Raw genomic sequence first — 24,414 nt, forward strand, 5'->3', positions numbered from 1 at the left:
GACGGACCAGTGGCCGACAACGCGCGGGCGAAAAGGCTGGCGGACCTCATCCGAGAGGTGGTGGCCCAGAAGCTGCAGCGCGGGATCAAGGACCCGCGGCTCGGCTCGCACGTCACCATCACGGACACCCGGGTCACCGGGGACCTGCGGGAGGCGACCGTCTTCTACACCGTCTACGGCGACGAAGAGGAGCGGAAGGCCGCGGCCGCGGGCCTGGAGAGCGCCAAGGGCATCCTGCGCTCCGAGGTCGGCCGCGCGGCCGGCGTGAAGTTCACGCCGACCCTGGCCTTCGTCGCGGACGCCCTCCCGGACACCGCCCGGAACATCGAGGACCTCCTGGACAAGGCGCGCGCCTCCGACGCGAAGGTCCGCGAGGCCTCCGCCGGCGCCGCCTACGCCGGTGAGGCGGACCCGTACAAGAAGCCGGGTGCCGAGGACGAGGCCGACGAGACGGACGACACCGCCGAATGACCCGCAAGCCCACCCCGCCCGACGGCCTCGTCATCGTCGACAAGCCGTCGGGCTTCACTTCGCACGACGTCGTCGCCAAGATGCGGGGCATCGCCAGAACCCGCCGCGTCGGCCACGCCGGCACCCTCGACCCCATGGCGACGGGCGTCCTCGTCCTCGGCGTCGAGAAGGCGACGAAGCTCCTCGGGCACCTCGCCCTCACCGAGAAGGAGTACCTCGGCACCGTCCGTCTCGGCCAGAACACGGTCACCGACGACGCCGAGGGCGACATCACCTCGTCCACCGACGCCTCCGAGGTCACCCGCGAAGCCGTGGACGCCGGCATCGCCAAGCTGACCGGCGACATCATGCAGGTGCCGTCCAAGGTCAGCGCCATCAAGATCGACGGTGTGCGGTCGTACAAGCGAGCGCGCGAGGGCGAGGACTTCGACATCCCCGCGCGGCCCGTGACCGTCTCGTCCTTCACCGTGTACGACGTCCGGGACGCCGTCGCCGAGGACGGCACCCCGGTGCTCGACCTGGTGGTCTCGGTGGTCTGCTCCTCCGGCACCTACATCCGGGCCCTCGCCCGTGACCTGGGCGCCGACCTCGGTGTGGGCGGACACCTCACCGCCCTGCGCCGTACCCGCGTCGGGCCGTACAAGCTGGACTCGGCACGCACCCTCGACCAGCTCCAGCAGGAGCTGACCGTGATGCCGATCGCGGACGCCGCCGCGGCTGCGTTCCCGCGCTGGAACGTGGACGCCAAGCGGGCCCGGCTGCTCACCAACGGCGTACGGCTGGAGATGCCCGACGAGTACGCGGGCACCGGCCCCGTGGCTGTCTTCGACCCCGAGGGCCGCTTCCTCGCGCTCGTCGAGGAGCAGAAGGGCAAGGCGAAGAGCCTGGCCGTCTTCGGCTGACCCGACCCGGCCGGGTCGGGCCGGGGACCCCGTGGGTGTCTGTCCGTGGAGCGGCGACCACGGGGTACATCCATTGTCGCCGCTCCACGGTCCCCCCTCGGTTCCCCCACCCCTAGGGTGTATCCACCCGCCCCCGCCTATTCACCCGACCGAGCAGGCGCTTGGAGTGAACCGGGGGAGCGGAAGGGGGCGCTTTCCCCGCGCGATCTGTCCCGCTGATCATTCCGCGCCTACCTTCGAAGACAGGGCACGGATGTACGGGCGCGGAGGTTCGATCATGGCGGTAAGGGGCCCCAGGACCGGGTGCGGCCGCCGATCGGCGGCCGGTGCGCTGGAGGCGGCGGACAGCACGAGCCGTACGGACGGCGCGCGCCACCCGAGCCATTCGGATCAAGCGGGTCGCCAGGATCAGTCGGCTCTTCCGGATCGGCCGAGTCCTCCGCATGCCTCCCTGGTGCGGATCGATGACCTGGCCGGCCGGCCGCGCGGCACCGGCTTCCTGGCCGACCATCACGGCACGGTCGTCACCAGTCACGAGGCCGTCGACGGCCTGTCCCGGCTCGTGCTGCACGCTGCCGGTGAGCGGACCTGCGTCGTCACGGCCGACGCCGTCACTCCGCTGCCCGCCCTCGACCTGGCCCTCGTACGCACCGAGGGCCTGGGCGGGGACCCGCTCCCGATCACCGTGCGGGAGCGGATCGGGAGCGGTACATATGTGCGGATCGCCGCGGACCGCTGGCGCGAGGCCCGGGTGCTCGGCGCGACCCGGGTGACGTACACGGCCACGGACCGATTCCATCTGATCGGCGACGCACTGGAGTTGGCGATCGGCACGGCCGGGCGGGACGCGCTGCGACTGGGTGGCGGGGCGGCCGGCGGGCCCGTGCTCGACGCCGAGACGGGCGCCGTGCTCGGTGTGCTCGGTACGGCGCTCCAGTCGGGCGAGCGCGACGCCGGCTTCGCGGTGCGGCCGCACCCCGCCTTGGGCCCGCTCGCCGAGCTGCTCGCCCGCAACGCGGCGACTGTGCCCGCCTACGGCGCCGACCTCAACCTGGCGGGAGTACTGGAACTCACGGCCACCTCGATCGGCCAGGACGGCCCGCCGGGAGCGCTGGACGGTCACGTCGGCCGGGTCGGCGCCGGGGGACCGGGGCCGGTGGAGCCGGTCCAACGTGCCGAGGCAGCAAGGGAGTTGACCGCCTTCGCGACCGGCGGAGCCACCGCGCTCGGCCTGCAGGGAGCGAGCGTGCTCGGTCTCGTCGGCGCCCCGGGCAGCGGTCGTACGACGGAGCTCGCGGCCCTCGCCGCCCGCCGCAACCGTGGCACGGAACCGGCACCCACGCTGTGGCTGCGCGGCGCCGATCTCAAGGACGGCGACGACTCGGTGGCCGACGCGGTGCGCCGGACGCTGGTGCGTGCGGCCCGTATCGTCGCCGCCTCCCGGTCCCTGCTCCCGCCCGACCTGGGCGACATCACCCCGGAGCGCCTCGCCCGCCTCGCCCGGCAGACCGGCCGCCCCCTGCTGCTCCTCCTCGACAGCCCCGAGGAGATGCCGCCCGTCCTCGCCCACCGGCTGCGCGAGTGGACGGAGGGGACGGCGGTGTGGCTGCGCGAGACCGGGGCGCGGCTGGTGGTCGCGTGCCGGGAGGAGTACTGGGAGGGCGCCGGGGCGTGGTTCCCGCGCGAGCTGCTGCATCCGTACGTCCCGGCCGACGCCCCGCACAGCCTGCCGCCCTGCGTGCATCTGACCGACCTCACCCCCGACGAGGCCCAGCGAGCCCGCTCCCGCTACGCCGTCCCGGACGGCGCCCTCGCCGAGCGTGACGCCCGCCATCCCCTCACCCTCCGCCTCCTCTCCGAGGTCCGCGCCGCGCTCCCGGACGCCCCGGCCGTCACCGGCCTCGACCGTCATGACGTCCTGTCCGCCCACCTGGACCTGATGTGCCTGCGCATCGCGGTCCGGCTCGCTGCTGAGAACGGTCTGCGGGGCACGGCCGTACGCCGCCTCGCGGCCCGGGTCTCGGGACAGGTCCACGAGGCCGCCCGGCGCAGTCTGGGTCCCGGGCACGGCGAACTGGACCGGGAGTCCTTCGAGGCGGTGTTCCCCTGGGGACCCGCCCCGGCCCGGCTCGGCGGCGGCTCCGGCTGGGCGAACGCCGTGCTCGCCGAGGGCCTCCTGGTCCCCGCCGGCGCCGGCTACCGCTTCGCCCACGAGGAGGTCGCCGACTGGATCCAGGGCATGCACCTGGACCTGGACGAGGCACTCGAGGCCCTGGTCCACCGCCGCCGCACCCCGCCGACCGCCGACCCCCTGCCCGTCCCGCGCCACCGCGTCGGCCCCGTCGTCCAGGCCCTGCTCCTCCTCGCCCGTCAGCACGGCGCCCGCCGACTGGCCCGCCGCATGGAAGAGCTGATCCACGCCCTGGACACCGACCCCGCCTCCTGGTGGGCCGCCCGACTGCTCGCCCGGACGCTGCTGCGCGTGCCCGACGCGACGCCGTACACCGATGTGCTGCGCGTGCTGGCCGACCGGATCGTCACCTGGCGCCGCCGACAGCGCCCGGTACCGGCCGAGTTCGGCCCCTCCTTCTGGACCGCCCTGCCCGTCCCGGACGCCGAGCGCTTCGAGCTGCTGCGCCGGCTGGTCCTGGCGGACGAGGCTCCGCCGGAGCCCGGGGGAGCGGACGGGGACCGGCCCGAAGGCCGCGGCGGAAGCGCCCTCGACGTCCTCGGGACCCGTCCCGGCAGTACCCGGTACTTCCGGCACTTCAGGTACCTCCGGTACCTCGACGCCGTGGCCCGTCTGCTCGCCGCCGACCCCACCGCCGTACAACCCCACCTGACCCGCTGGTTCGACGACGAACGCCCGCTGCCCGCGACCCCGCACGCCACCGTGGCCACGGCCGCGCAGGCGCTGCTGCACACCCACCGCCACGGCGCCCTGGACGAGCTCACCGAGCTGCTCGTGAACAGCGCGCACCGGCGGTCCGACGAACTGCTCTCCGTGCTGGCCGAGGACGAGCCGTCGGCCGTGTGCCGGGCGGTCGACCGGTGGGCGCACGACGCGCGGCCGGCCCGGCGGGCGGCGGCGGTGGCGTACGGACTGCGTGCCGCACCCCACGTCCGTACCGAGGCCGACCGCGAGCTGCTGCGCTACGCCGCGCTCGCCCTGCTCGCCCGCCCCGCGGACAGCGGCCTGCACGGCGGCGCGCTCGCCCTCCTCGTACGGGACCCGCGCACCCGGGCCCGCCACCTCCTCCAGGCCCTGCGGCACTTCGCGTCCGGCGACCCCCGGATCCCGCCGAGCGCCCTGGTCCCCGCCCTGACCACCCACCCGGACCCGGTCCTCGACGCCTTCCGCGACCGGGTGCGCGTCGGCCCGGACGCGGGCGAGGCGCTGCGCGCCCTCGCCGACGTCACCACTCCCGCACTGGCCCGCCGGATCGCCGCGCTCGTCCGCGAGGCCGTCGAGCTGCGGCCGGACATCGCGGGGCACGTGGCGGCGTACGTCGACCGCGGCCTGGACCACGGCCCGGCCGCCCGCGCCGTGCTCCTGCCTCTGGTCACCGGCCTGCTCGACGCGGGACCGGAGCGGGTGCGGGCGGCCGTCGCGGCCGTGCTCGCCGCGCCCGGCACCCCGGCCTCCCGCCCGCTGCGCCGCGAGCTCCTGGAGTTCCTGCTGACCCACGAGCGCGAGCCGGACGTCCTGGACGCCCTGCTGCACTCCGTCGCGTACCGCGGCGAGGACGTCCGCGACCTGGTCCACCGCACCGGCCTCCTCCTCGTCCGCACCCCGGACGGAGCGACCCGTTTCGACCGCGGCCTGGTCGACCTGGGCCGCCACGTCCCCGGCTTCGCCGCGCTGATGGCCCGCTGGCTCACCGACACTCCGGACGAGTGGGCCGCGGTCGTGGGGCCCAGCACCCGGCGCATGATCGGGAACCTGGCGGGCGTCCCGGTCCCGGCCTGACCCCGGTTCCGCACGTGCGCCCCGTCACAGCCCCCATGCCGATGCGGGCCCGGGGCGCACGGCATGGCACCCTTAGACCTGCGTAACAGGTCGGTAGATACGGACACGGGTTCGAGGAGCGGTCACAGTGCAGCGCTGGCGTGGCTTGGAGGACATCCCCCAGGACTGGGGGCGCAGCGTCGTCACCATCGGTTCCTACGACGGAGTCCACCGCGGTCACCAGCTGATCATCAAGCATGCCGTGGACCGCGCCCGTGAGCTGGGCGTTCCCTCCGTCGTCGTCACCTTCGACCCGCACCCCAGCGAGGTCGTCCGCCCCGGCAGCCACCCGCCGCTGCTCGCCCCGCACCACCGCCGCGCGGAGCTGATGGCGGACCTCGGCGTGGACGCGATGCTGATCCTCCCCTTCACCACCGAGTTCTCGAAGCTGTCGCCCGCCGAGTTCGTCGTCAAGGTCCTGGTCGACAAGCTGCACGCCAAGGCGGTCGTCGAGGGCCCGAACTTCCGCTTCGGCCACCGGGCCGCGGGCAACGTCGAGTTCCTCGTCGAGCAGGGCAAGGTCTACGACTTCGAGGTCGAGGTCGTCGATCTGTACGTCACCGGCGCCGCGGGCGGCGGCGAGCCCTTCTCCTCGACCCTGACCCGGCGCCTGGTCGCCGAGGGCGACGTCGAGGGCGCCCGCGAGATCCTGGGCCGCCCGCACCGCGTCGAGGGCGTGGTCGTCCGCGGCGCCCAGCGCGGCCGCGAGCTGGGCTTCCCGACGGCCAATGTCGAGACGCTGCCGCACACCGCGATCCCCGCCGACGGCGTCTACGCGGGCTACCTCCACGCCCAGGACGAGATCATGCCGGCCGCGATCTCTGTCGGTACGAACCCGCAGTTCGACGGCACCGAGCGCACGGTGGAGGCGTACGCCATCGACCGTGTGGGGCTCGACCTGTACGGCCTGCACGTCGGCGTCGACTTCCTGACCTATGTGCGCGGTCAGGCGAAGTTCGACTCCCTCGAGGCCCTGCTGGAGCAGATGGCCGAGGACGTGAAGCGCTGCCGCGAGCTGATCGCGGCGGACGAGTAGCAGTCGCGCGACGACAGACGGCGTCACACAAGGGCGGCCGGTGCCTTCGAGGCACCGGCCGCCCTTCGCTCTGCCGCCTTACTGCTGCGGCGGGTACGGCTGACCCGGATACGGCTGACCCGGCTGCCCCTGCTGCGGCGGGTACGGCTGGCCGGGCGCCGGAGCCTGGGGGTAGGGCTGGGCCGGCGGCTGCGGCTGCTGGGGCGGGTACGGCTGACCGGGCTGGCCCTGCTGCGGGTACGGCTGGCCCGGGTACGGCTGCCCGTGCTGACCCGGCTGGCCAGGAAGGGGCTGGCCCGGCATCGGCGGGGCGGCCACCGGCGGCGGGTTGCCGTCGTTGGTCCACAGCCCGTGCGCCTGCTGGTGCCGTACGAAGTCCTCGGCGACCATCGCCGCGAGGTTGAAGTACGCCTCCCGCACCTTCGGCCGCATCATGTCGAGGTCGACCTCGGCACCGGCCGCGAGATGCTCGTCGAAGGGCACGACCACGACACCGCGGCAGCGCGTCTCGAAGTGGCTGACGATGTCGTCCACCTTGATCATCTTGCCGGTCTCACGCACACCGGAGATGACCGTGATCGAACGGGACACGAGGTCGGCGTACCCGTGCGCGGACAGCCAGTCCAGCGTCGTACTGGCGCTGCTCGCACCGTCCACGGACGGCGTCGAGATGATGATCAGCTGGTCCGCGAGGTCCAGGACGCCGCGCATGGCGCTGTAGAGCAGTCCGGTGCCCGAGTCGGTGAGGACGATCGGGTACTGCCTGCCGAGCACGTCGATGGCGCGTCGGTAGTCCTCGTCGTTGAAGGTCGTGGACACGGCCGGGTCGACGTCGTTGGCGATGATCTCCAGGCCGGAGGGGGCCTGCGAGGTGAACCGCCGGATGTCCATGTACGAGTTGAGGTACGGGATCGCCTGGACGAGATCACGGATGGTGGCCCCGGTCTCGCGGCGCACCCGGCGGCCGAGCGTGCCGGCGTCCGGGTTGGCGTCGATGGCGAGGATCTTGTCCTGGCGCTCGGTGGCGAGCGTCGAGCCGAGGGCGGTGGTCGTGGTGGTCTTGCCGACACCGCCCTTGAGGCTGATCACCGCTATCCGGTAGCAGGACAGCACGGGCGTCCGGATCAGGTCGAGCTTGCGCTGCCGCTCGGCCTCCTCCTTCTTGCCGCCGATCTTGAACCGGCTCGGCACCGCCGCGGGTCGTCCGCTCTTCGCTTTCTGCCTCTTGTTGTTGAGCAGCCGGTCCGACGACAGCTCCACGGCCGCGGTGTAACCGAGCGGCGCGGCACCGGGGTTGGTCGGCTGCCGCTGATCGTGCCGGATGGGTTGCGGCCAGGCGGCTCCGGCCCGGGGGTCGACCGGCTGCTGCGGCGCCTGGGGGGCTTGGGGTGCCTGGGGGTCTGGGGGCCGTGTGGGTCGTACGGGGCCTGCGGAGTCTGTGGCGCCTGACCGGGCTGCTGGGCCTGCTGCGCCTGCTGTGGCTGCCCGGGGAAGGCCTGCGGGGCATCGGGCTGCCCGGGCTGACCCTGCGGGGCGGGAGGCTGCGGGAAGCCGTAACCGCCCGGTGCCGGCGGGGTGGGGGCGCCCGGCTGCGGGAAGCCGTAGTAGGCGGGCGCGTTGGGGGCCGGAGCCGGGGCGGGGGTGGCGGCCGGCTGCTGTGCCTGGGGCTGGGCAACGGCGTTGGGCTGCTGCGGTGCCGGAGGCTGAGGAGCTGCCGGGGCCGGGGTGCCGGGGTTCGGGAAGCCGTAGCCGGCCTGGGGGTTGGGTGCGACGGGAGCCTGGGGCGCCGGAGGCTGCTGTGCCGCCGGGACACCGGGGGCGTAGGGCTGAGCGGGCTGCGGGGGCGCGGGCTGGTTCCAGGCGGCCGGTGCGGGCTGCGGTGCCTGGGGCTGGAACGGCTGCTGCGGGGCCGGCGGCACGGACGGCCCCTGCGCGGCCGCGGGCTGCGGCGGACCGGGCACCGGGTCCGGCTGCTGCGGCGCGGGCTGTACGGGCCACTGGGCCGCCGGAGCGGGTGCGGCGGGCTGGTACGACGGCGGCAGCGGCGGCAGCCCGCTCTGCGGGGTCGGCGGGGGAGCCCAGGCGGGCGGCGCGTCCTGCGGCGCGGGCGGCGCGGCCGGTACGGCGTCCTGGGGGACCTCGTCCTCGGGCGCGCTGTCCTGCGGTACGGCGTCCATGGGCTCGACGTCGGCAGGGACGGAGTCCTGAGGCGACGCGTCTTCGTCGGGCTCGGGCTCCGCGGGCGCCTCGTCGGCGACTTCGGCCTCAGCGGTCATCGCGTCCTCGGTCACGACGAGAGCCACGTCATGATCGTCATCCGACACGGCGTCATCCGACACGGCGTCACCCTGAAGGGTGTCTTCCGTGAGCTCCGCTTCGGCGGACCCGGTCTCGGGCTCGGCATCGGCCCCGATCTCCACGGAGTCGGCCGTGGCCTGCGCGGACTCGACGTCCTCGCCCGCCTCCACGTCCTCCGCGGCGGCAGCCTGCCGCGCGCTCTCCTCGGCCTCGGCCTCGGCGGACAGGGACCCGGTGCCCTCCTCGTCGGCCTCGTTCGCGACCACGCCGACGTCCGCGAAGTCGTCGTCACCCGCACGCTTCTCGGGCGTCTCGGGCGTCTCTGGCTCCTCAGGCGTCTCGGGCTCGACGGCGGCCTCGGCCGCAGCATGCCGCTGCGCGACCTCGGCGATCTCGCGCTTCAGCACAACGGCGGAGAACCGCATGGTCGCGCCGCTCTCCAGGTCACCGCTCCCGGACTCCTGCTCGTCCGCGACAGGAGCTGCAGGCGAAGCTGGAGCGGCAGCCGAAACCGGAGCGGCGGGCTGAGCCGGAGGCGCCGCGGGCGTGGAAGGAGCCCACTGGGCCTGATACCCGCCCGCCGGAACGTTCGGAACGGCCGTCGGCGACGCGGGCTCCGCGGGCCCCTGCGCCGACGCCTCCGCCTGCTGCTTTGGCTGCTGAGGCTCGAACCCGCTTCCCACCGGCAGCCTGGGCACGGCGACGGGACTTCCACCCTGCGGCGCGGCCGGTGCGGGCGGCGTGAACGGAGCGCCGGGACCCGGAGCCGGAGGAGCGGGCGGCGCGAAAGGCGCCCCCGGCGCAGGGGCCGCCGGGGCGGGCGAAGGCGGAGCGAACGGCGCACCGGGTGCCGGAGCCTCGGCCGCCTGATTCGCGTGCGGGGGAGGAGTCAGCCCCGGAAGCGGAGCGCCCGCCGGGAACGGCGAACCCCCCGGCCCGGCCGCCCCCGTGGGCCGGGACTGCGCCCCGGAGGCCCCGCCGGCACCCGCACCCGCGTCCGAACTCCCCGAATCCCCCGAGGCCCCCGACGCGCCGGACGACCCGGACGACGCGTTCTGCGTGTACCAGGCGGGCGGTGCGTAGTCGATGGTGAACTCGCCCGTCGTCTCGATGGCGGACTCGGCGTCGGGCTGGTCATCGCCGGGTGTGGCCCAGCCCCCGCGGATCCCGTCCCGATCGCTGCTCACAGTTCCTCCTGGTGTGGTCGAGCACCCTCATGCCGTGCCGGGGCGACCATGTTCGTGTCGTTCTCAGTCGTCCGAAGTCGTTGGAGGCAGTCCGATCCACCGGCTCTCCCCCTGGGCCGCCGACGCCCGGTCCACGGGTTCTGGCATCGCGCCCGGTACCAGCCTAATCACCGCATGCCCCACCCCGGCAGGCCCGTCCACCTGTCAGCACCCGCCCATCACCGCACACCTTGCCCAGAAGAGCCGTACGCAGCTTTCCTATTGGCGAACAATTGGTGAACATAACGGGCAAGAGTGGCCAGTTCAGGCCATCCGGTCAGTCCATCCGCCGTGGCATACCCAACAGTCCGGTCTCGGCCTCGGTGGGTTGCGTCATCACGTACTGCCGGTCCCGGTCGGTGCACCACAGCGTCACGCCGTCGGGGAGCGCGGGCAGGGATTCCACCTCGCTCCGGGTCAGCCCCATGGTGCGCCCCAGTTCCGCGGCCTCGTCCGGGGAGACCCGCTGGATGCCGGCGAGCCGCGCCTGCTTCAGCAGCCGGGGCGCGACCGGACTGAGGTACGGCAGCAGCGTCACCACCGACTGCCAGGGACCGGACGCGACCCGCCCGCGCGGAGGCCGCATGCCGCAATCCCGTACCACCAGGACGGGGGTACCGGCGGACGCACCCTGGGGCGGGACGCGCCCCACGTCGTACACGGCGAGACCGTTCTGGCCGCCGCCCATGGCGTGCACCATCTGCGTCCATGCCTGCGGCCGTCCCGTTTCCACGGCGACCCGCGCCCCCGTCGCGGCGGCACGCAGCGCGAGGACCTGAGCCGTCCACAGCCCGCCGATCAGCACGACGTCGTACGGCGTGGGCCGGTTGAGCCCCAGCACGGCGGGCTGCCCCTCCGTGTCCACCCCGGCGACGACCCCGTCGTCACCTATCGGCAGCGCGAGCGCGTCCAGCAGCTGCGCGGACAGCGCGTGCCGCCCGTGCCGGGGGCCGATCAGACCGAAGCCGTTGCGCAGCCGCTCACCCATCCGTCGCCCCGCGGAGACCGAACCACCCTCCGGAACGGCCTCCGGACCACCCGTCCGCTGTGTCACCGGAGTCGTCACCGCGCACCTCCCAGGGGCAACGTGGCCAGTACTCCGGGCAGTTGCTCCCGGTCGAGCCGGGCGAGTCCGGCACCGGCCTGTCGTGCCGCACCCTCCAACGCGCGCCGGGCCGCGACCAGTTCGTCATCACTGCGTCCGGTCACCCGCAGGTGCCCGCACAGCGACACCTCCTGACGCTCCCCGCGCGCGAGGGTGAGACTGAAGGTGGTGGCCAGCGCGGGTACGGCCGTGACCCGGGCGACGAGCTGGGGCAGCGACGCCTCGCTGCCGCCGCCCAGTTGGGGCCATCGCCGGATCCAGTACGTCGTGTGTCTGCGGTTGTCGCAGCGCCAGTTCCGGCCGGACTCCTCCGTCCGCCGCTCCCGGGCCTCGGTCCGCCCGGCGTCGGCCGTCACCAGGGGGTTGGCACAGGCCGAAGTGGCGAGGGCGGCGATCAGCTCCTCCTCGTCGAGCACGGTCGCCCGAAATCCGGCCCCCGTCAGCCGGCTCGCGAGGTGATCGGCCGTCCGCACGACACACTTCTGCGCCCCGAGCAGCCCGCCCCCGCGCGCGGCGACGGCCTCCGCGCACAACTCGGGATCGAGTTTCAGCGCGATCCAGGTGATACGCACCGCCGGAGCGCCGGTCTGCTCCTGCAGCGGCAGATAGTTGGCCACGGCCACGGACTGCTGCGGCAGGTGCAGCGCCGGCGCGGGCTGCGTGTGCAGCACGATCTGCGCCGACTCCAGCCGGATCCCGTCCACTTCGAGCGCGTCCCGCACCAGCCCGAGCGGCAACGGCCGCCGACTCCGCTCGGCCCGCAACGCGGTCGCGTCGGCCTCCACCTGGAGCACGGCGGTGACGAAGGTGCCGTCCCCGACTATGCCGACGGACCGCCGGTCGCGGGCACCGTACGTGTAGGTGCGCAGGGCGGGGTCGCATTCGAGGGCCGGTACCAGGGCCGGTTCCGTGCCCGGTGGTATCGGGGTATTCGCCGCACGCTTCTGACGTACCTTCAATTCGCGTGCCGTCATGAGCCAGTCGGGCAGCGAACGGCCGTGACGGCGGAAGAAGGCGAGCCCCGTCAGCAGCAGGGCGACGGCGACCGCGGGCGCCAGGGCCACCGGGGTGATCGCCCAGCCGACGAGGACTGCGGCTGCCGCGAGCTCGGGCAGCACGAGGCGTTGCAGGCGGAATGAACTGGACTGTGCCGGACGCATACTTGGCTGCGACGCGTCCGGCTGCGACCGGCGCGGGGGCGGCGTCGGCCCTTGCCCGGCCGGTTCCGGACCCCGCGCCGAGGGGCTCCGTGTGGGCCCCTGCCGGCGAGAGCGGACTCGCGTTGCCGAAGCCCTCAATTCGTCCCCCCGTTTTCCTTGCAATTCGCTGGAATCCCGCCACCTGGCAAGGCTCTTGACAGCCCAGGCACCCTACCCGCTCCACGGAATCGATCAGACACCAGGCATAGTAGGGGGTCGGTCCGACAACAAAGGGGCGGAGGCGTCGGTCTCCGGCCCGTACTCGGACGGGACACGGGGAGAATCAGGGGCAGATGGCATCTCGGCGGGATCAACTCAACGCCTACACCTTTGCGAAGCGGCGCATGCTCGCGGCGTTCGTCCAGCCTTCCTCCGACGGCTCGGAGGAAGGAGCCCCCAGGCCGCTGCGGGCGGTGCTGCCGGGGACGATCGTCGGGGTGGTCGTCATGGCCGTGTTCGGCGCCTGGGGCATGTTCCGGCCGACCGCACCGCAGGGCTGGGACACCCCGGGTGAAAAGGTGATCGTCGCCAGTAAGTCCACCACCCGCTACGTCATCCTCACGACGGACGGCAAGAGGCAACTGCATCCGGTCCTCAACATGGCATCGGCGAAACTCCTCCTGAAGGACGGGAAGGGGGACGTGGTCACCGTCGACGAGTCGATCCTGGACAACGGCAAGATCCCGCACGGTGTCACCATCGGCATCCCCTACGCACCCGATCGCCTGCCTTCCGGCGATGAGGCGGGTGCCAAGAAGCGCTGGGCCGTCTGCGAGCGCCCGAGCGCGGGCGGCCGGGCGATCCAGAAGGCGGCGTTCGTCCTCGCCGCCCGCGACCTGCACAGGACCGAGGGGTCACGCGAAAAGCTCCACGGCGGCGAGCTGCTGTACGTTGCCGCTCAGAACGGCAAGCGCTACATCGTGGACGCCCACGGCACCGCGTACGAGGTCGACAAGAACGACGAACTGCTGCTGCGCACCCTGGTCGGCGCGGGCCGGCAGCCCGAGCGCGTGTCGCAGGAGTGGATCGAGACCCTTCACCGGGGGGACCCCGTCGAGTTCCCGAGGATCAAGGGGCGCGTGGGCGCCACCGCTGGGATCCCGGGTACTCTGCCCGGCGAGGCGAACCGTGTCGGCATGGTGCTGCGCGCCCCCAACGGTGACCATCAGCAGTACTACATCGTCGACCAGGACAAGGTTCTCCCGGTCTCGGACTTCACGGCAACGCTGCTCCGCAACAGCAAGGACCTGTCCGTTCTCGGCCAGGCCGGCAAGGCCCTCGACGTCAGCGCGGGCGCGTTCGTGCCCGGCAAGACCCCGTTCGCGTCGGACCGTAATTGGCCGAACCTCACCCCGAAGGTCGTCAACGACGCGGGCCTCACGGCCGGCGGCCGCAACACCATCTGCAACGTCCTGCGCGAGGTCGACAAGAGCGACGGTACGAAGACCACCCTGAGCACCTGGGCGGGATCGGACTTCCCCGCCACGCTCCCCACCGGGTCGTCGAGTGCCTACGTGACCCCCGGCTCGGGGCAGCTCTACCGTCAGTTCCAGGGCACGGACACCAAGGTCGGTGGGGTCTTCCTCGTCACCGACACCGGCCTGCGCTACGCCATGCAGTCCAATGCCGACAGCGACTCGGACGGCACCGAGTTCGGCATGACGGAGAAGCAGCGCAAAGAACTGCGGCAGGAGGCCCAGTTGGCCCAGATCCGTCTCGGGTACGCCGACGTGGATCCCGCCCCGATCCCGGCGGCCTGGTCCGTGTTCCTGCCGACGGGACCGCGTCTGTCGACGACGGCTGCGAGCCAGCCGCAGGGTTCGTAGGGGGAGAGAAGTGTCGTACGCACCTTCGTCCTCGTCCTCGCCTTCATCGCGTCTCGTCCGTACCGCGGCGATCGCGGCCGCGACCCTGTGCACCGCCACCTTCGCTCTTGCACCGCCCGCCGCCGCGGACTCCTTCAGCGACCAGTGCACCTTCCCGAACAAGAAGTACTCCGGCCGCCCCTGGGCCCTGCAACGCGTGCTGCTGGACGAGTTGTGGAGCGAGTCCAAGGGCAAGGGTGTACGAGTGGCCGTCATCGACACCGGTGTGGACACCAAGAATCCACAGCTCACCCATGCGGTGGACGCGTCGAGCGGCGCCAACTTCCTCCCGCAGAAGAACGCCAAGGGGGAGAAGATCGACCGCGGCAGGTCCGACGGTACGACGGACACGGTCGGCCACGGCACCCGGGTGGCGGGGATCATCGCTGCTCGCCCGATCGCCGGCACGGGGTTCGCGGGACTGGCCCCCGAGGCGACCATCATCCCTGTCAAGCAGAACGACGCGGAGGGCAGCGGCGACACCAAGACCCTCACCGACGCCGTCCGGTATGCGATCCGGGAGAAGGCCCAGGTCATCAATATTTCCCAGGACACCACGAACGCGGTGAAGCCGGCCTCGGACCTGCAACGGGCCATCAACGAGGCGCTGCGGAAGAACATCGTGGTGGTCGCCTCCGCGGGCAACGACGGCCTCGACGGCAACGACAAGCCCACGTATCCCGCGTCCTTCCCCGGTGTCCTCGCAGTCGCCGCCTCCGACCGCAACAACGAGCGCGCGGCCTTCTCCCAGTCCGGTGACTTCGTGGGCGTCGCGGCGCCCGGTGTCGACATGATCTCCACCGTCCCCAAAGGCGGCCACTGCTCCGAGAGCGGTACGAGCTTCTCGGCACCCTACGTGGCCGGGGTCGCCGCGCTCATCAAGGCGAAGCACCCCAAGTGGACTCCACGCGAGGTCGTCGCGCAGATCGAGCAGACCGCGGAACGCTCGGTCGCCGGCCATGACCGTCTGGTCGGCTGGGGAGTGGTCGACCCGGTCCGGGCCCTGACCGACGACGACCACCCGATCGAGACACCCGACCCGCACGAGGGCCTCGGACGGGCCGAGGCCCCGGCCCCGGCTCGACTGCACCTCGGGGAGACGGCCGACGAACGCAACGCCCGCCTGGCGACGTATGCGTCGGTGGGAGCGGCTGTTCTGGTGGCAGCCCTGGGCGGGGCGGCGGTGGCGATCCGCGACGCGCGCAGACGCAGCGGGAGCGGTGGTCCCGTGCACGAGGCCGGACGGCTGACTCGGCAGTAGCAGGGTTGTTGCACAAGCGAGTTGGGACTGTCAGTTCGATTTACTAGAGTGATTCCGTTGCGAAGACGAATACTTGAGGTGCGCAGGTGCCTCGAGCGGGGGATTGGAAACGGGGGTAGCGCAACGTGCTTCCTGACGACGCGGGCGGGAGCGGCCTGAAGCGTGGGCTGGAGGCGTTGAAGACCTTCAAGAAGCGTGTGGACACTCTGCTCACGGACCTCGAGGGATCGCCGGGCAGTTACACGAAGGTGGCGGCGCACACCCTCTCGGCCGCCTCGCTGTGCGGCAAGGGCGAGTTCGCCGAGGCCACCGGTCTGCACCGGGAGTACGAGCGCGTCCACGAGCGCATCACCTCACTGTCCAAGTCGCTGGCCCTGCAGATCGAGGCGATGCAGATCGCCGTGCACGGGGCGGACGTCGGCTACGACAAGCTGGAGGACGATCTCCGGCGACGCTTCCATGAGATCCGTACCGAGATCAACGAGGAGCAGGCCGAGGCGCACAGCGATCAGAAGCGCTCCGATCAGCGGCATGCCAAGGCGGGGTACTGATGGGCGACCACCACACACAGCCGGATCAGCACGCAGCGGACATGCAGCAGGCCAAGCAGGAGATCGGTGCCGTTGACGGGGTCATGGCCGCGTCCCGGGCTATCGATCCACTCGGCTTCGGTACGGGGATCCGCTTCGGCCGGACCAACTTCGACAAGCACCAGTTGAACGACATGATCGACATGGTGGAGTCCGCGAATCCGGAACACCTGGAGACCGCCGGCAAGTCGCTCTGGGACGCCCGGGACGCGATCAACGACGCAGCCGAGGAGCTGAGCGGCCACATCGGCCGCGTCGACTGGGAGGGCGAGGCGGCCACCGCGTTCCGCGACTGGGCCAACGGCCTCGTCACCAACGCGTACAGCCTCGCCCTGGCCGCGGAGAACGTGGGCACGCACATCACCGCGGCCGGAGAGGGCCTGGTCTCCGTCCGCAAGTCGATGCCGCCCCGCGACGACAGACTCGTCGCCAAGAGCGCGGACTCCTTCCCGGTGGTCGAACAGCTCGACACCAACAAGGAGTACCAGGCGGCCCTGAAGACGGAGGGGCACCGCCAGGAGGCGATCAACCAGATGAACCGGTTGGCGTCCTTCTACACGGTCTCGGAAGAAGGGATGCGGGGGCAGGAGATGCCCGTCTTCGGCAAGATGCCGGAGATGGGGGTGCCGCAGGCGGAACCCACGCGTGGAACGCCGATCAACGTGACAGGGCAGGGGACCTCGTCAGGCGCGCTCGGCGGAACTGCTCGTGATACTGGGACGCCGTCTCATCACGCTGTGGCCGCACCAGAAGGCCCTGGAGCGGCGGAGCATCTCGATTCCGGAAAGAAGCTGCACGACGTTGTCACGGCGCCGGATCGGCACATGGACACGGACCCGTCCCAGCCTGTGGGCACGAACATCGACAGTGTCAACACGCTTCCCCCGGACACCGCGAAGCCTGCGACCCCGGTCGCGCCTGCCCCCAGCGGCGGCGCCGGAGGCCACCTCCCGCCTGTTCCCATCGGGCCAATCCCCCCGACCACGGGCATTCCTGTGGGCCGTGGCGGGTCGGGCGGAACCAGAGGCCCCGTCGTGGCACCGCCGCGCATGGCCCCGCCTGCCAGTGGAGCCTCGCGAGTCGGAGGCGGCACAGGGCGCACGCCTGTCGGCCCGGTGGGCCGACCTGCTGTGCCCGGCCAGGTGGGAGCCCGTGGGCCGGTGTCACCAGTGGGCAGGGCGCCCATGGGAGGCGGTCCTGCAGGCAAGGCTCCCGCGAGCCGCAACATCGTTGGCGGAATACCGAGAACCGGAGGTCTACCGGCCGACCGCATGCGTGGGACGGGCCCGACCGGGGCAGAGCGCACCAGCGGGGTGATCGGTGGGAAGCCCACCACGGGACCCTCACGAGGCGTGACCGGCAGCCAGGTGCCACGCGGCACGGTCATCGGTGGTGAGAACGCCTCCCGCATCCCGCGGGCCGTCGAGAGGCCGGGTCAGCGAGGAGTGATCAGGGCCCCTGAGCAGCGAACGGGGGGAAGCCAGGCGTCGCGCACGCCCGTGAGTTCCGCAGAAGGCGTCGTTGGCACGCCGAACGACAGGACGCAAGGTTCCGGGAACGGTGGGTCGGCGTCCGGCACCGGTGCCCCTGGGCGGGCACCCGTCGGCAACCGCGGCTCCGCAGCAGACCGGGGCAGGAAGACACCGGGTCGCAAGAAACCCGAGGCACGGCGCGACATACAGCCGGGCACCGAGTAACCAGACGAAGCGAGGACGTACGAGAGGCATGTTGTCAGCGAGCAGGAGACGAGTGACCGCCGTGTGCGCAGCACTCGGTGCACTGATGGCCCTGCCGGTGGGCCTCGCCCCCGGCGCGGCTGCCGACGACGTCCAGTTGCAGCAGTGGTACCTGTCGGCCATGAAGGCCGACCAGATGTGGGAGACGAGCACCGGCAAGGGAGTCAAGGTTGCCGTCATTGACACAGGCGTCAATTCGGCGACTCCTGCCCTGAAGGGCCAGGTGCTGGCCGATGAGGTACCGAAGCCCGTCGCTTACGGTGCGACCAAGGACTACACGGGCCACGGAACGTCGATAGCCGAATTGATAGCTGGCACGGGTGCTGGTGGCAGTATCAGAGGCATTGCTCCAGGTGCGAAGGTCGTGCCATACCGGATCGCCCTGCGAGGGCTGAAGGGCAAGTCGGAGATGGCGAAGGCTCCCAGCATCGCAGCGGTGATCAAGGCTGTCGCCGACAGCGACGCGAAGATCATCAATATGTCGTTCGGAGACGACGTCAGCTATGACCAGGAGGCGGAGGCAGTCAAGTATGCCGCGTCCAAGGGCAAGTTGATGTTCGCCGGTTCCGGCAACGATGCTGAGACCACCAACGCCAATCTGTATCCGGCCTCGTATCCGTACGTCGTGGGGGTATCCGCCGCCGACAAGACAGGCACCGTGGGCAAGTTCTCGACCCACGGCCGCTACGTCGACCTCGCGGCCCCCGGCGTCGACGTACCCCTGTGGTGCGATGCGACCTTCCACTCCTACTGCTCTCACGGAAAGGGCACCAGCGCCGCCACCGCCGTGGCCTCCGCCTCCGCCGCCCTCATCTGGTCCGCCCACCCCAAATGGACAGCCGACCAGGTGCTGCGCGCCCTGATCGACACCGCCGGCCGTGACTGGCCCAAGGACACGCCCAGCAACTACCTCGGTTACGGCCTCATCCGTCCCCGGAAGGTGCTGGAGAAGACCGACTACAACCCGGGCCCGGCGCACGCCGACCCGCTCGCCAAGGAGAACTCCGTGGGCGACGCGGGGGCCGCACCCTCCGCCTCCGCGTCCTTTTCGGCACCGCCTGCCAAGTCCGCTTCCGGCGGCGGGACTTCTGCGGCCGACGGAACCTCCAAGTCGTCCGACGACACTCTGCCATGGGTGGCCGTCGGCACGGTGGCCGCGCTCGTGGTGATCGGTGGGGCGGCGTTCGCCGTCATCCGGTCACGGCGACGTGCCTGACAGCGCACCCGAGAAGCCATCACCACCCGGTGATGCAGCGCACGGAAGACGAAGCACAAGCTCTCACGAAGGGGAGTGCCGCAATGGCCGACGGCCGCAAGTTTGATGACGTACACGCACAAAAGCTGCAGACGAACGTCATCGACCGCTACGAGTCCATCAAGAACCAGCTCCGCCAGCTCCAGGGCACGATCGACATGATCGAGGCCAACTGGACTGGGCACGGCGCCAACGCGTTCAAGACGAAGCAGCACGAGATCAACACGCACATGGCCGGCATCGGGCGCATGCTCGAGGACTTCCTCGAGGGCGTCCACCTCACGAAGTCGGACAAGAACAAGCTCGAGGACGAGCTGCACTCGACGATCACCAAGATCGAGGTCGACGCCGGTGCGACGACTTCGGCGCTGAACTACTACTGACGGATCCCGGGGAGAAGAGGACAACATGACCGGCACACCGCACCTTCAGGATCTTTCCGTCAAGTACGGCGTCCTGGACGCCCTCGCCACCGAACTCGGTGACGCGGCCAAGAAGCTCGAAGCCGACCTCGGCCACCTGAAGAAGGGCGTCCTCGACGTCGCCGAGGGCTGGGACGGCGAGGCGTACCGCGCCTTCCAGGCCAAGTCCAAGAAGTGGGACGAACACGCCAACGCCATCCACCAGGCGCTGCTCTCCATCACCCACCGGGTCCACGAGGCCGGCGGCGACTACCGCGGCGGCGACCTGAAGGGCGCCAGCTACTTCGAGTGAGCCGATGAGGCAATGCAGCGGGGGTGGGCACGCGCGGGGAGGTGCCCACCCCCTGAGCTGCTTGCCGCGCCAGACGGCCGCCATCTGAACGCAAACGGGGCGGGCAACCTGCTTACTGGCGAGCGGCATAGGACTTCGCCCCGGCGATGGCCGCGGCCGGATCCGGCCCGGCCCGGTCAGGCCTGGCAGGGACAGGTCGAGTCGCAGGCGGAGCGATCACAGTTTGAACAGGACCCCGCGCCATGTCCACCCCGCGCCGAGGACCGCTTCCTGCAGGGGTGTCTTCAGCTCCGCGGAATCGAAGAGGAACTCCTCCGTCTTCTGGAGGCGGCCGTCGGCCCCCCGCTCGACCGTCCAGCGCCGGGAAACGGTCTTCACCTGCCCGCGGGACTGCTCTGCCGGCACCGCCAACCTGGGCGTACTTCCGATCCAGGTGACTTCCCACTCGCGGTCGAGAGCGCGGACTTCGCGGCTCTCCGGGACCAGGCGCATCCTGATCTGAACGGTCCGGCTCACCTGGGTCCGGGCGAAGAAGGTGTGCCAGGCTGGATCCCGGATACGCCATTCCGCGACCAGATCGGCCCCCTCAACGGCACCATCGCGCACAACATGAGGCGTGTCCGGCCCGCTGACTTCGAGCAACGCCGCCCGGATCTCCTCGACGGATCGCGGCGCGACGCCGCCTTTCGGGCGCTTGGTACCGGTGAATATGTCGAACAAACCCATCAAGCTACCACCTATGAAGGTCTAGTCACTCAACGTGAGATCTCTGGGTGCGGTGTAGGACGCCAGCCTCGTACTTCGCAGGTCAGCCCTCAGGAACGCCGCAACTCAAGATTGTCGGCTGGTCTCGGCCGCATCAGCTCGGCCGTGACTGATCGCGCGGCACCGGCTACCCGAGGGCGACCGGCCGTGACCGGTTGATCTTCATGATCGGGTGACCTGTGAAGTGCCAGGCTAGGACACCGCTCCGGCGTCCGGGCGGACCGTCCGAACGAATTCCTGGAAATCCGGCAGAACGGTGTCGTGCTGTGCCGCGGTGGCGGTCAGGTACGTCCGGATCACCGCACGCTTGCGCGGGTCATCGGTGTCCAGCATGGCCAAGTACACCTGGGACTGAACGAGATCACGGTGCACACCGCCGATGACGGCCGAGAACGTCAGCCTCTGTGTCAGGGCGGGCGCGGCCTCGGAGCCGACCTCGTGTCGGTTCACCACCACCACCGACTCGGCGACTTCGTGCAAGCGCTGCACCGACTCATCCGCAAGTTCGAGCAACCCCACCGCGTCAGGCGGGAACTCGCCATCGATGGTGATGTTCGCGGTGAAACCGGCGTCAGGCTCCGGATGAAGCGCGACAAAGGCAGCCTCGGAGGCGCCGACCTCGTCCGGAGGGGCGGGGCGCCAGCCGTCGGGCAGGCGGAATTCGATCGGTACCGGCAGGGTCGAGGCCATCAGGGTCGTACCTTCCACGGAGTGGTCCATCAGAGCAAACTGGTGATGTCGTCCTTGAGAGAGCTCGCGGCATCGCCGACGGCGTCGACCGCGCCTCCCACAGCATCGGCTGCATCGCTGGCGGCGGCGCTCACCTTGTGTGGGTCGACGGTGAACTCCGCGCCCACAGAGCCGCCGAGTCCGACCGCGAGGCCCGCCTTCGTACCGATATGGAACTTACCGTCATCTCCCTTGCCGAAGGTCACCTTGGCCTCCGCGCCCACACCGGCCCACCCCTCGGCCGTGGCACCGGCACCGATACCCGCGACCTCGCCTCCCCCGGCGACGCCGGCCTTCGCCCCGGCGAACGCCTTCGCGCCGGCGTTGAGGCCGTCGAGACCTGCCCCGGCACTGGCCTGGGCCTCGGCACCGTCGAATCCCGTCCCCCGCACGTAGGCGCCGCCGACATAGCCGTACTCAGCTCGCCCTTCCACGAGGGCTCGTGCTCCCGCGGACGTCTCGACGGATCCGGAGATGCCCTTGTCCGTCATGGCGCCGGATGCCGACGCCCTGGCCCCCACCACAAGGTCGCCAATCGTGGAGAGCTCCAGGTCGCCGTTGGACAGTGTTCCCTGCCCGGTTATGTGGTCGAGGTCGGCGTATGCCTTGGCCGTACCTTCCTTTCCGTACTTGGGACCACTGGCGGAGGCGCCGGCGCTGGGCCCCGTCGCCGTGGCCTTGCCATGCCACTGCCACCCGTCGGTCTTCGTGTGGGCCTTGTCCTTGGGCGGCTCCTCGGCCTTGTACTTGCCGAGGTCACCCTGCGCCTTGCCGTTGAAGCCGTTGAAGGTGCCGTCGGTGGCGTCGGTATCGACCACCACGGTCCGGAGAGCGAACTCGACGTCCTTGTCGGCGTCGTCCACATCCTTCACGCACTGGTCGACGCTGGCTTGCCAGGAGGCCACGGACTTACGGACACTGTCCTGGTAGTCGGGGTCGTGCGCCAGTGCCTGGCGGTCCCCCGGGCTGAGCTTCCCGGTGTCGTACGAGACCACTCCCTGGTCCGACACCTTCATCCCTGCGGCGATCGCGTCGTCCCGGGCCGACTCCAGCTTTTTGCGCAGGTCCACGAACTGGGTGTGCGCATCGCGGAGGAGCGAGGCGATCGCCTTGGCCTCGACCTGGGCCTTCTGGAACTCCTTGAGAGTGATGCCGAGGCGCTTCTGGGCGGCATCCCCGCTGAACCCCGTCCACGACGGACCGAGGGTGATGCCGTGCACGTTCTTCCCGTACGCCGTCTCCTGCTTGTGGAACTCCTTCGCCATCCCGTCCCAACGTTCGGCCGCCGTGGTGAGCGTGGACAGGTCGGTCGTCATGATCTCGTGGTACGTCGGCATGGGTCCCCGTTGAGTGCGATGGCGTACGAGTCGAATCAGGAAGAGGTCAGTTCTGCGGCGGCGGTGAGTACTGGTCGAGCATCGACGGCCTGCGCACTCCTGCGGCAACATCGACATCCGTGCCTTGCAATGTGGTGTTGGCGGCCCGTAGTGACCCCTTGTCTGCCGACAACAGGTTCATGAGGTCCTTGACCTGCTCGCCCCACGTCTTGTGCGCCCTCTGAACGGCTCCGGACGTCAGCCAACCATGCCCGTCCTTCGCCCCGAACGCCTTGACCACGGCGCTCGTTTCGTGGTCCGTCCAGGCCCCCGCCGTGCGTGTGTCCGGCTCGATGTCACGCTCGATCGCATTCGCCGCGGCCTGCTTCTCAGTTGGCGACGACGTCAGCCCCGACGGACCGCCCCCACCTCCCGGATCGGCCATTTGGTTCAGACGCATGCCGACCGGCTGGGCAGCCGCGTTTCCGGTTATGTGCCGCTCTCCTGCTGTGCCAGCCACGAAGCCTTTGCCCCCGTCGAGATGTCCCTAGCGTGCACCTGCCAGGGTAGCGATCCGCCCGTTGCCTCCAGGGTGATGGGTACTGATCTGTGACAAGCCCATCGCACTGACCGACTAGGACAGAGGGCCAGGCGGGGGCCCCGGGACGGGACCGGAGGGCGGCTGGCTCCACTGCTGCGGAGGGACCCATGCAGCGGCAAGCTGTCGACGGTGGCGGCTGCGTCGGACAGCCGTGATGACGGCGATGGTTGCCGCCGCGGCAAACGCGGCAAGGAAGCAGCCGATCCCCGCGGCGACGCTGCCGATCGTGGCCCCCACCCGGGGCTGCTCTCCCAGCGCGAACTCGGCCGGCAGCTCTGAAGTACAGGTGAGTGTGTAGTCGCCGCTGCTGCCGGGCTTCACCTCCAGGACGCGCTCCCAGGTGCGGGACCCGACGGTGATGCGGAAGCTGCTGTCCGGCTGGGTCATCGACCCGGACCGCATCTCCGGGATCCGGCAGTCGACCCGGCCCTTCCCGGACTGTGAGACGTAGATCGCCTTGGTCTTCCCCTCCACGAAGCTGAACGTCTGCGAGTCCCCGCTGGAGAAGCTTCGGGCAGTGTCGACCGAGTGCACCGCGCCCTTCACCGTCGTCACGAGGAAAGCGGTACCGGCACCGACCAGTACGAGACCCAGCAATGCGGCCACCAAGTACCAGATGCGTCGTGGCCGCAAGTCCCTCGCCGGGATGTTCGGCGGCGGAGGCGGCGGGCCGCCGTACGGTGCTCCCCACGGGTACGGATTCTGTATCGCCACAGTGACGCATCGTACGACAATCGCAGCGGCAGAGCGTCACCATGCCGATGGTGTTGAGCATGACGCGGAGGACCTGGTCGTTGGTCCAGGTCGGGTGCGTGGCACAGGGATGCCACGCCGTGCTCCAGAACGTGTAGGCACCGACGCAGGCCGAGCGGGAGCGGCTCCACAAGGTCCCGGCACCTGCCCCGATGGCGTTCCCGCGAGGTCAGGACTTGTCAGTTCGCAGCCGGGGTAGCCGTCTCGTCGGCCTTGATGTGGAAGTTGACGTTGTCCCCGTCGACGGACGTCACCGTGACCGTCACGCCCAGCGTGCTGCCGTCGCCCGTCGTGAGTGTGCAGCGGGTGGTGGTACCGGCCTCCCCGACGAGGTCCTCGGGGCAGGTGACGTCCGGCTTCGGCTGGCCTGTCGTGGCGGCGAGCCTTGTGGCGACGGTGTCGCCCAGTTTGTCCTTGAGTATCTTCGGCTTGGCGTGTCCCGTGTTGACGGAGACCGAGCAGCCGACGACCAGTGTGCCGGCGGCCACGGCCGAGAGGCCCCAAGCTGCTGCGGACAGACGAACTTTCGCCATGACGGGATCCATTCAGGGTGATCAGGTTCGGACAGGCTGTAGGCGGGGCT

At 70.9% G+C, this 24,414-nt stretch carries 19 protein-coding genes and 1 pseudogene; 11 read left to right on the plus strand and 9 right to left on the minus strand.

Annotated features, from left to right (window positions below):
• The first annotated feature begins 9 nt into the window (after nucleotides 1–9).
• The 4 genes from rbfA (at nucleotide 10) to N8I87_RS29580 (ending at nucleotide 6,418) form a co-directional block, all read left to right on the plus strand.
• Nucleotides 10–471 (plus strand): 30S ribosome-binding factor RbfA, encoded by a 462-nt coding sequence (gene rbfA, locus N8I87_RS29565; RefSeq protein WP_263213297.1) that lies wholly within the window; start codon nucleotides 10–12, stop codon nucleotides 469–471.
• Nucleotides 468–1,373, plus strand: a complete 906-nt coding sequence (gene truB / locus N8I87_RS29570; RefSeq protein WP_263213299.1) for a tRNA pseudouridine(55) synthase TruB — start codon at nucleotides 468–470, stop codon at nucleotides 1,371–1,373. Before rbfA ends, truB begins: the two co-directional genes overlap by 4 nt.
• Before the next feature lie 277 nt (nucleotides 1,374–1,650).
• Nucleotides 1,651–5,343 (plus strand): trypsin-like peptidase domain-containing protein, encoded by a 3,693-nt coding sequence (locus tag N8I87_RS29575; RefSeq protein ID WP_411577302.1) that lies wholly within the window; start codon nucleotides 1,651–1,653, stop codon nucleotides 5,341–5,343.
• Nucleotides 5,344–5,470: 127 nt separating this feature from the next.
• A complete protein-coding gene (locus N8I87_RS29580; protein ID WP_263213302.1) occupies nucleotides 5,471–6,418 on the plus strand; it encodes a bifunctional riboflavin kinase/FAD synthetase in 948 nt (315 codons plus the stop codon).
• A gap of 78 nt (nucleotides 6,419–6,496) precedes the next feature.
• Here N8I87_RS29580 and N8I87_RS29585 read toward each other — a convergent pair.
• From N8I87_RS29585 to eccE, 3 genes and pseudogenes are all read right to left on the minus strand, one after another.
• A pseudogene (locus tag N8I87_RS29585) lies at nucleotides 6,497–9,903 on the minus strand (SCO5717 family growth-regulating ATPase).
• Nucleotides 9,904–10,219: 316 nt separating this feature from the next.
• On the minus strand, nucleotides 10,220–10,930 hold the full coding sequence (locus N8I87_RS29590) for a hypothetical protein (protein ID WP_263216730.1): 711 nt from the start codon (nucleotides 10,928–10,930) through the stop codon (nucleotides 10,220–10,222).
• Nucleotides 10,931–11,004: 74 nt separating this feature from the next.
• Nucleotides 11,005–12,207 carry a type VII secretion protein EccE gene (eccE, locus tag N8I87_RS29595; protein WP_263213304.1) on the minus strand — a complete coding sequence of 401 codons (1,203 nt, stop codon included), beginning with the start codon at nucleotides 12,205–12,207 and terminating at the stop codon, nucleotides 11,005–11,007.
• A gap of 332 nt (nucleotides 12,208–12,539) precedes the next feature.
• On the opposite strand from eccE, the gene eccB reads away from it, so the two are divergent.
• From eccB to N8I87_RS29630, 7 genes are all read left to right on the plus strand, one after another.
• On the plus strand, nucleotides 12,540–14,072 hold the full coding sequence (gene eccB / locus N8I87_RS29600) for a type VII secretion protein EccB (RefSeq protein WP_263213306.1): 1,533 nt from the start codon (nucleotides 12,540–12,542) through the stop codon (nucleotides 14,070–14,072).
• Between the two features lie 10 nt (nucleotides 14,073–14,082).
• Complete coding sequence (mycP, locus tag N8I87_RS29605) at nucleotides 14,083–15,372, plus strand: type VII secretion-associated serine protease mycosin (RefSeq protein ID WP_411577303.1); 1,290 nt, start codon at nucleotides 14,083–14,085, stop codon at nucleotides 15,370–15,372.
• 125 nt (nucleotides 15,373–15,497) lie between these two features.
• The gene (locus N8I87_RS29610; protein WP_263213308.1) at nucleotides 15,498–15,923 is read left to right on the plus strand and encodes a DUF2563 family protein; all 426 of its coding nucleotides are present in this window, start codon (nucleotides 15,498–15,500) and stop codon (nucleotides 15,921–15,923) included.
• 41 nt (nucleotides 15,924–15,964) lie between these two features.
• The gene (locus N8I87_RS29615) at nucleotides 15,965–17,659 is read left to right on the plus strand and encodes a hypothetical protein (RefSeq protein ID WP_263213310.1); all 1,695 of its coding nucleotides are present in this window, start codon (nucleotides 15,965–15,967) and stop codon (nucleotides 17,657–17,659) included.
• Between the two features lie 28 nt (nucleotides 17,660–17,687).
• Complete coding sequence (locus N8I87_RS29620) at nucleotides 17,688–18,914, plus strand: S8 family serine peptidase (protein WP_411577304.1); 1,227 nt, start codon at nucleotides 17,688–17,690, stop codon at nucleotides 18,912–18,914.
• An 83-nt stretch (nucleotides 18,915–18,997) separates the two neighbouring features.
• The gene (locus N8I87_RS29625) at nucleotides 18,998–19,336 is read left to right on the plus strand and encodes a WXG100 family type VII secretion target (RefSeq protein WP_263213312.1); all 339 of its coding nucleotides are present in this window, start codon (nucleotides 18,998–19,000) and stop codon (nucleotides 19,334–19,336) included.
• 25 nt (nucleotides 19,337–19,361) lie between these two features.
• Nucleotides 19,362–19,667, plus strand: a complete 306-nt coding sequence (locus N8I87_RS29630; RefSeq protein WP_263213313.1) for a WXG100 family type VII secretion target — start codon at nucleotides 19,362–19,364, stop codon at nucleotides 19,665–19,667.
• A 216-nt stretch (nucleotides 19,668–19,883) separates the two neighbouring features.
• Here N8I87_RS29630 and N8I87_RS29635 read toward each other — a convergent pair whose 3' ends face one another.
• The 6 genes from N8I87_RS29635 to N8I87_RS29660 form a co-directional block, all read right to left on the minus strand.
• Nucleotides 19,884–20,393 (minus strand): hypothetical protein, encoded by a 510-nt coding sequence (locus tag N8I87_RS29635; protein ID WP_263213315.1) that lies wholly within the window; start codon nucleotides 20,391–20,393, stop codon nucleotides 19,884–19,886.
• 231 nt (nucleotides 20,394–20,624) lie between these two features.
• Nucleotides 20,625–21,122 (minus strand): hypothetical protein, encoded by a 498-nt coding sequence (locus N8I87_RS29640; RefSeq protein ID WP_263213316.1) that lies wholly within the window; start codon nucleotides 21,120–21,122, stop codon nucleotides 20,625–20,627.
• 29 nt (nucleotides 21,123–21,151) lie between these two features.
• Nucleotides 21,152–22,477, minus strand: a complete 1,326-nt coding sequence (locus N8I87_RS29645; RefSeq protein WP_263213317.1) for a hypothetical protein — start codon at nucleotides 22,475–22,477, stop codon at nucleotides 21,152–21,154.
• 67 nt (nucleotides 22,478–22,544) lie between these two features.
• The gene (locus N8I87_RS29650; RefSeq protein ID WP_263213318.1) at nucleotides 22,545–22,997 is read right to left on the minus strand and encodes a hypothetical protein; all 453 of its coding nucleotides are present in this window, start codon (nucleotides 22,995–22,997) and stop codon (nucleotides 22,545–22,547) included.
• Between the two features lie 114 nt (nucleotides 22,998–23,111).
• The gene (locus N8I87_RS29655; protein ID WP_263213320.1) at nucleotides 23,112–23,684 is read right to left on the minus strand and encodes a serine/arginine repetitive matrix protein 2; all 573 of its coding nucleotides are present in this window, start codon (nucleotides 23,682–23,684) and stop codon (nucleotides 23,112–23,114) included.
• Nucleotides 23,685–24,010: 326 nt separating this feature from the next.
• Nucleotides 24,011–24,364, minus strand: coding sequence for a DUF4333 domain-containing protein (locus N8I87_RS29660; RefSeq protein ID WP_263213321.1), 354 nt, complete (start codon nucleotides 24,362–24,364; stop codon nucleotides 24,011–24,013).
• Nucleotides 24,365–24,414: the final 50 nt, after the last annotated feature.

The sequence above is a fragment of the Streptomyces sp. HUAS 15-9 genome, assembly GCF_025642155.1.
Lineage (GTDB): Bacteria > Actinomycetota > Actinomycetes > Streptomycetales > Streptomycetaceae > Streptomyces.

What these genes read in the sequence shown, in the direction of transcription:
- truB (WP_263213299.1), top strand. Translation starts at nt 468, where the DNA reads ATGACCCGCAAGCCCACCCCGCCCGACGGCCTCGTCATCGTCGACAAG.
- N8I87_RS29575 (WP_411577302.1), top strand. Translation starts at nt 1,651, where the DNA reads ATGGCGGTAAGGGGCCCCAGGACCGGGTGCGGCCGCCGATCGGCGGCC.
- N8I87_RS29590 (WP_263216730.1), bottom strand. Translation starts at nt 10,930, where the DNA reads ATGGGTGAGCGGCTGCGCAACGGCTTCGGTCTGATCGGCCCCCGGCAC.
- eccE (WP_263213304.1), bottom strand. Translation starts at nt 12,207, where the DNA reads ATGCGTCCGGCACAGTCCAGTTCATTCCGCCTGCAACGCCTCGTGCTG.
- eccB (WP_263213306.1), top strand. Translation starts at nt 12,540, where the DNA reads ATGGCATCTCGGCGGGATCAACTCAACGCCTACACCTTTGCGAAGCGG.
- N8I87_RS29615 (WP_263213310.1), top strand. Translation starts at nt 15,965, where the DNA reads ATGCAGCAGGCCAAGCAGGAGATCGGTGCCGTTGACGGGGTCATGGCC.
- N8I87_RS29620 (WP_411577304.1), top strand. Translation starts at nt 17,688, where the DNA reads ATGTTGTCAGCGAGCAGGAGACGAGTGACCGCCGTGTGCGCAGCACTC.
- N8I87_RS29625 (WP_263213312.1), top strand. Translation starts at nt 18,998, where the DNA reads ATGGCCGACGGCCGCAAGTTTGATGACGTACACGCACAAAAGCTGCAG.
- N8I87_RS29630 (WP_263213313.1), top strand. Translation starts at nt 19,362, where the DNA reads ATGACCGGCACACCGCACCTTCAGGATCTTTCCGTCAAGTACGGCGTC.
- N8I87_RS29635 (WP_263213315.1), bottom strand. Translation starts at nt 20,393, where the DNA reads ATGGGTTTGTTCGACATATTCACCGGTACCAAGCGCCCGAAAGGCGGC.
- N8I87_RS29640 (WP_263213316.1), bottom strand. Translation starts at nt 21,122, where the DNA reads ATGGCCTCGACCCTGCCGGTACCGATCGAATTCCGCCTGCCCGACGGC.
- N8I87_RS29645 (WP_263213317.1), bottom strand. Translation starts at nt 22,477, where the DNA reads ATGACGACCGACCTGTCCACGCTCACCACGGCGGCCGAACGTTGGGAC.
- N8I87_RS29660 (WP_263213321.1), bottom strand. Translation starts at nt 24,364, where the DNA reads ATGGCGAAAGTTCGTCTGTCCGCAGCAGCTTGGGGCCTCTCGGCCGTG.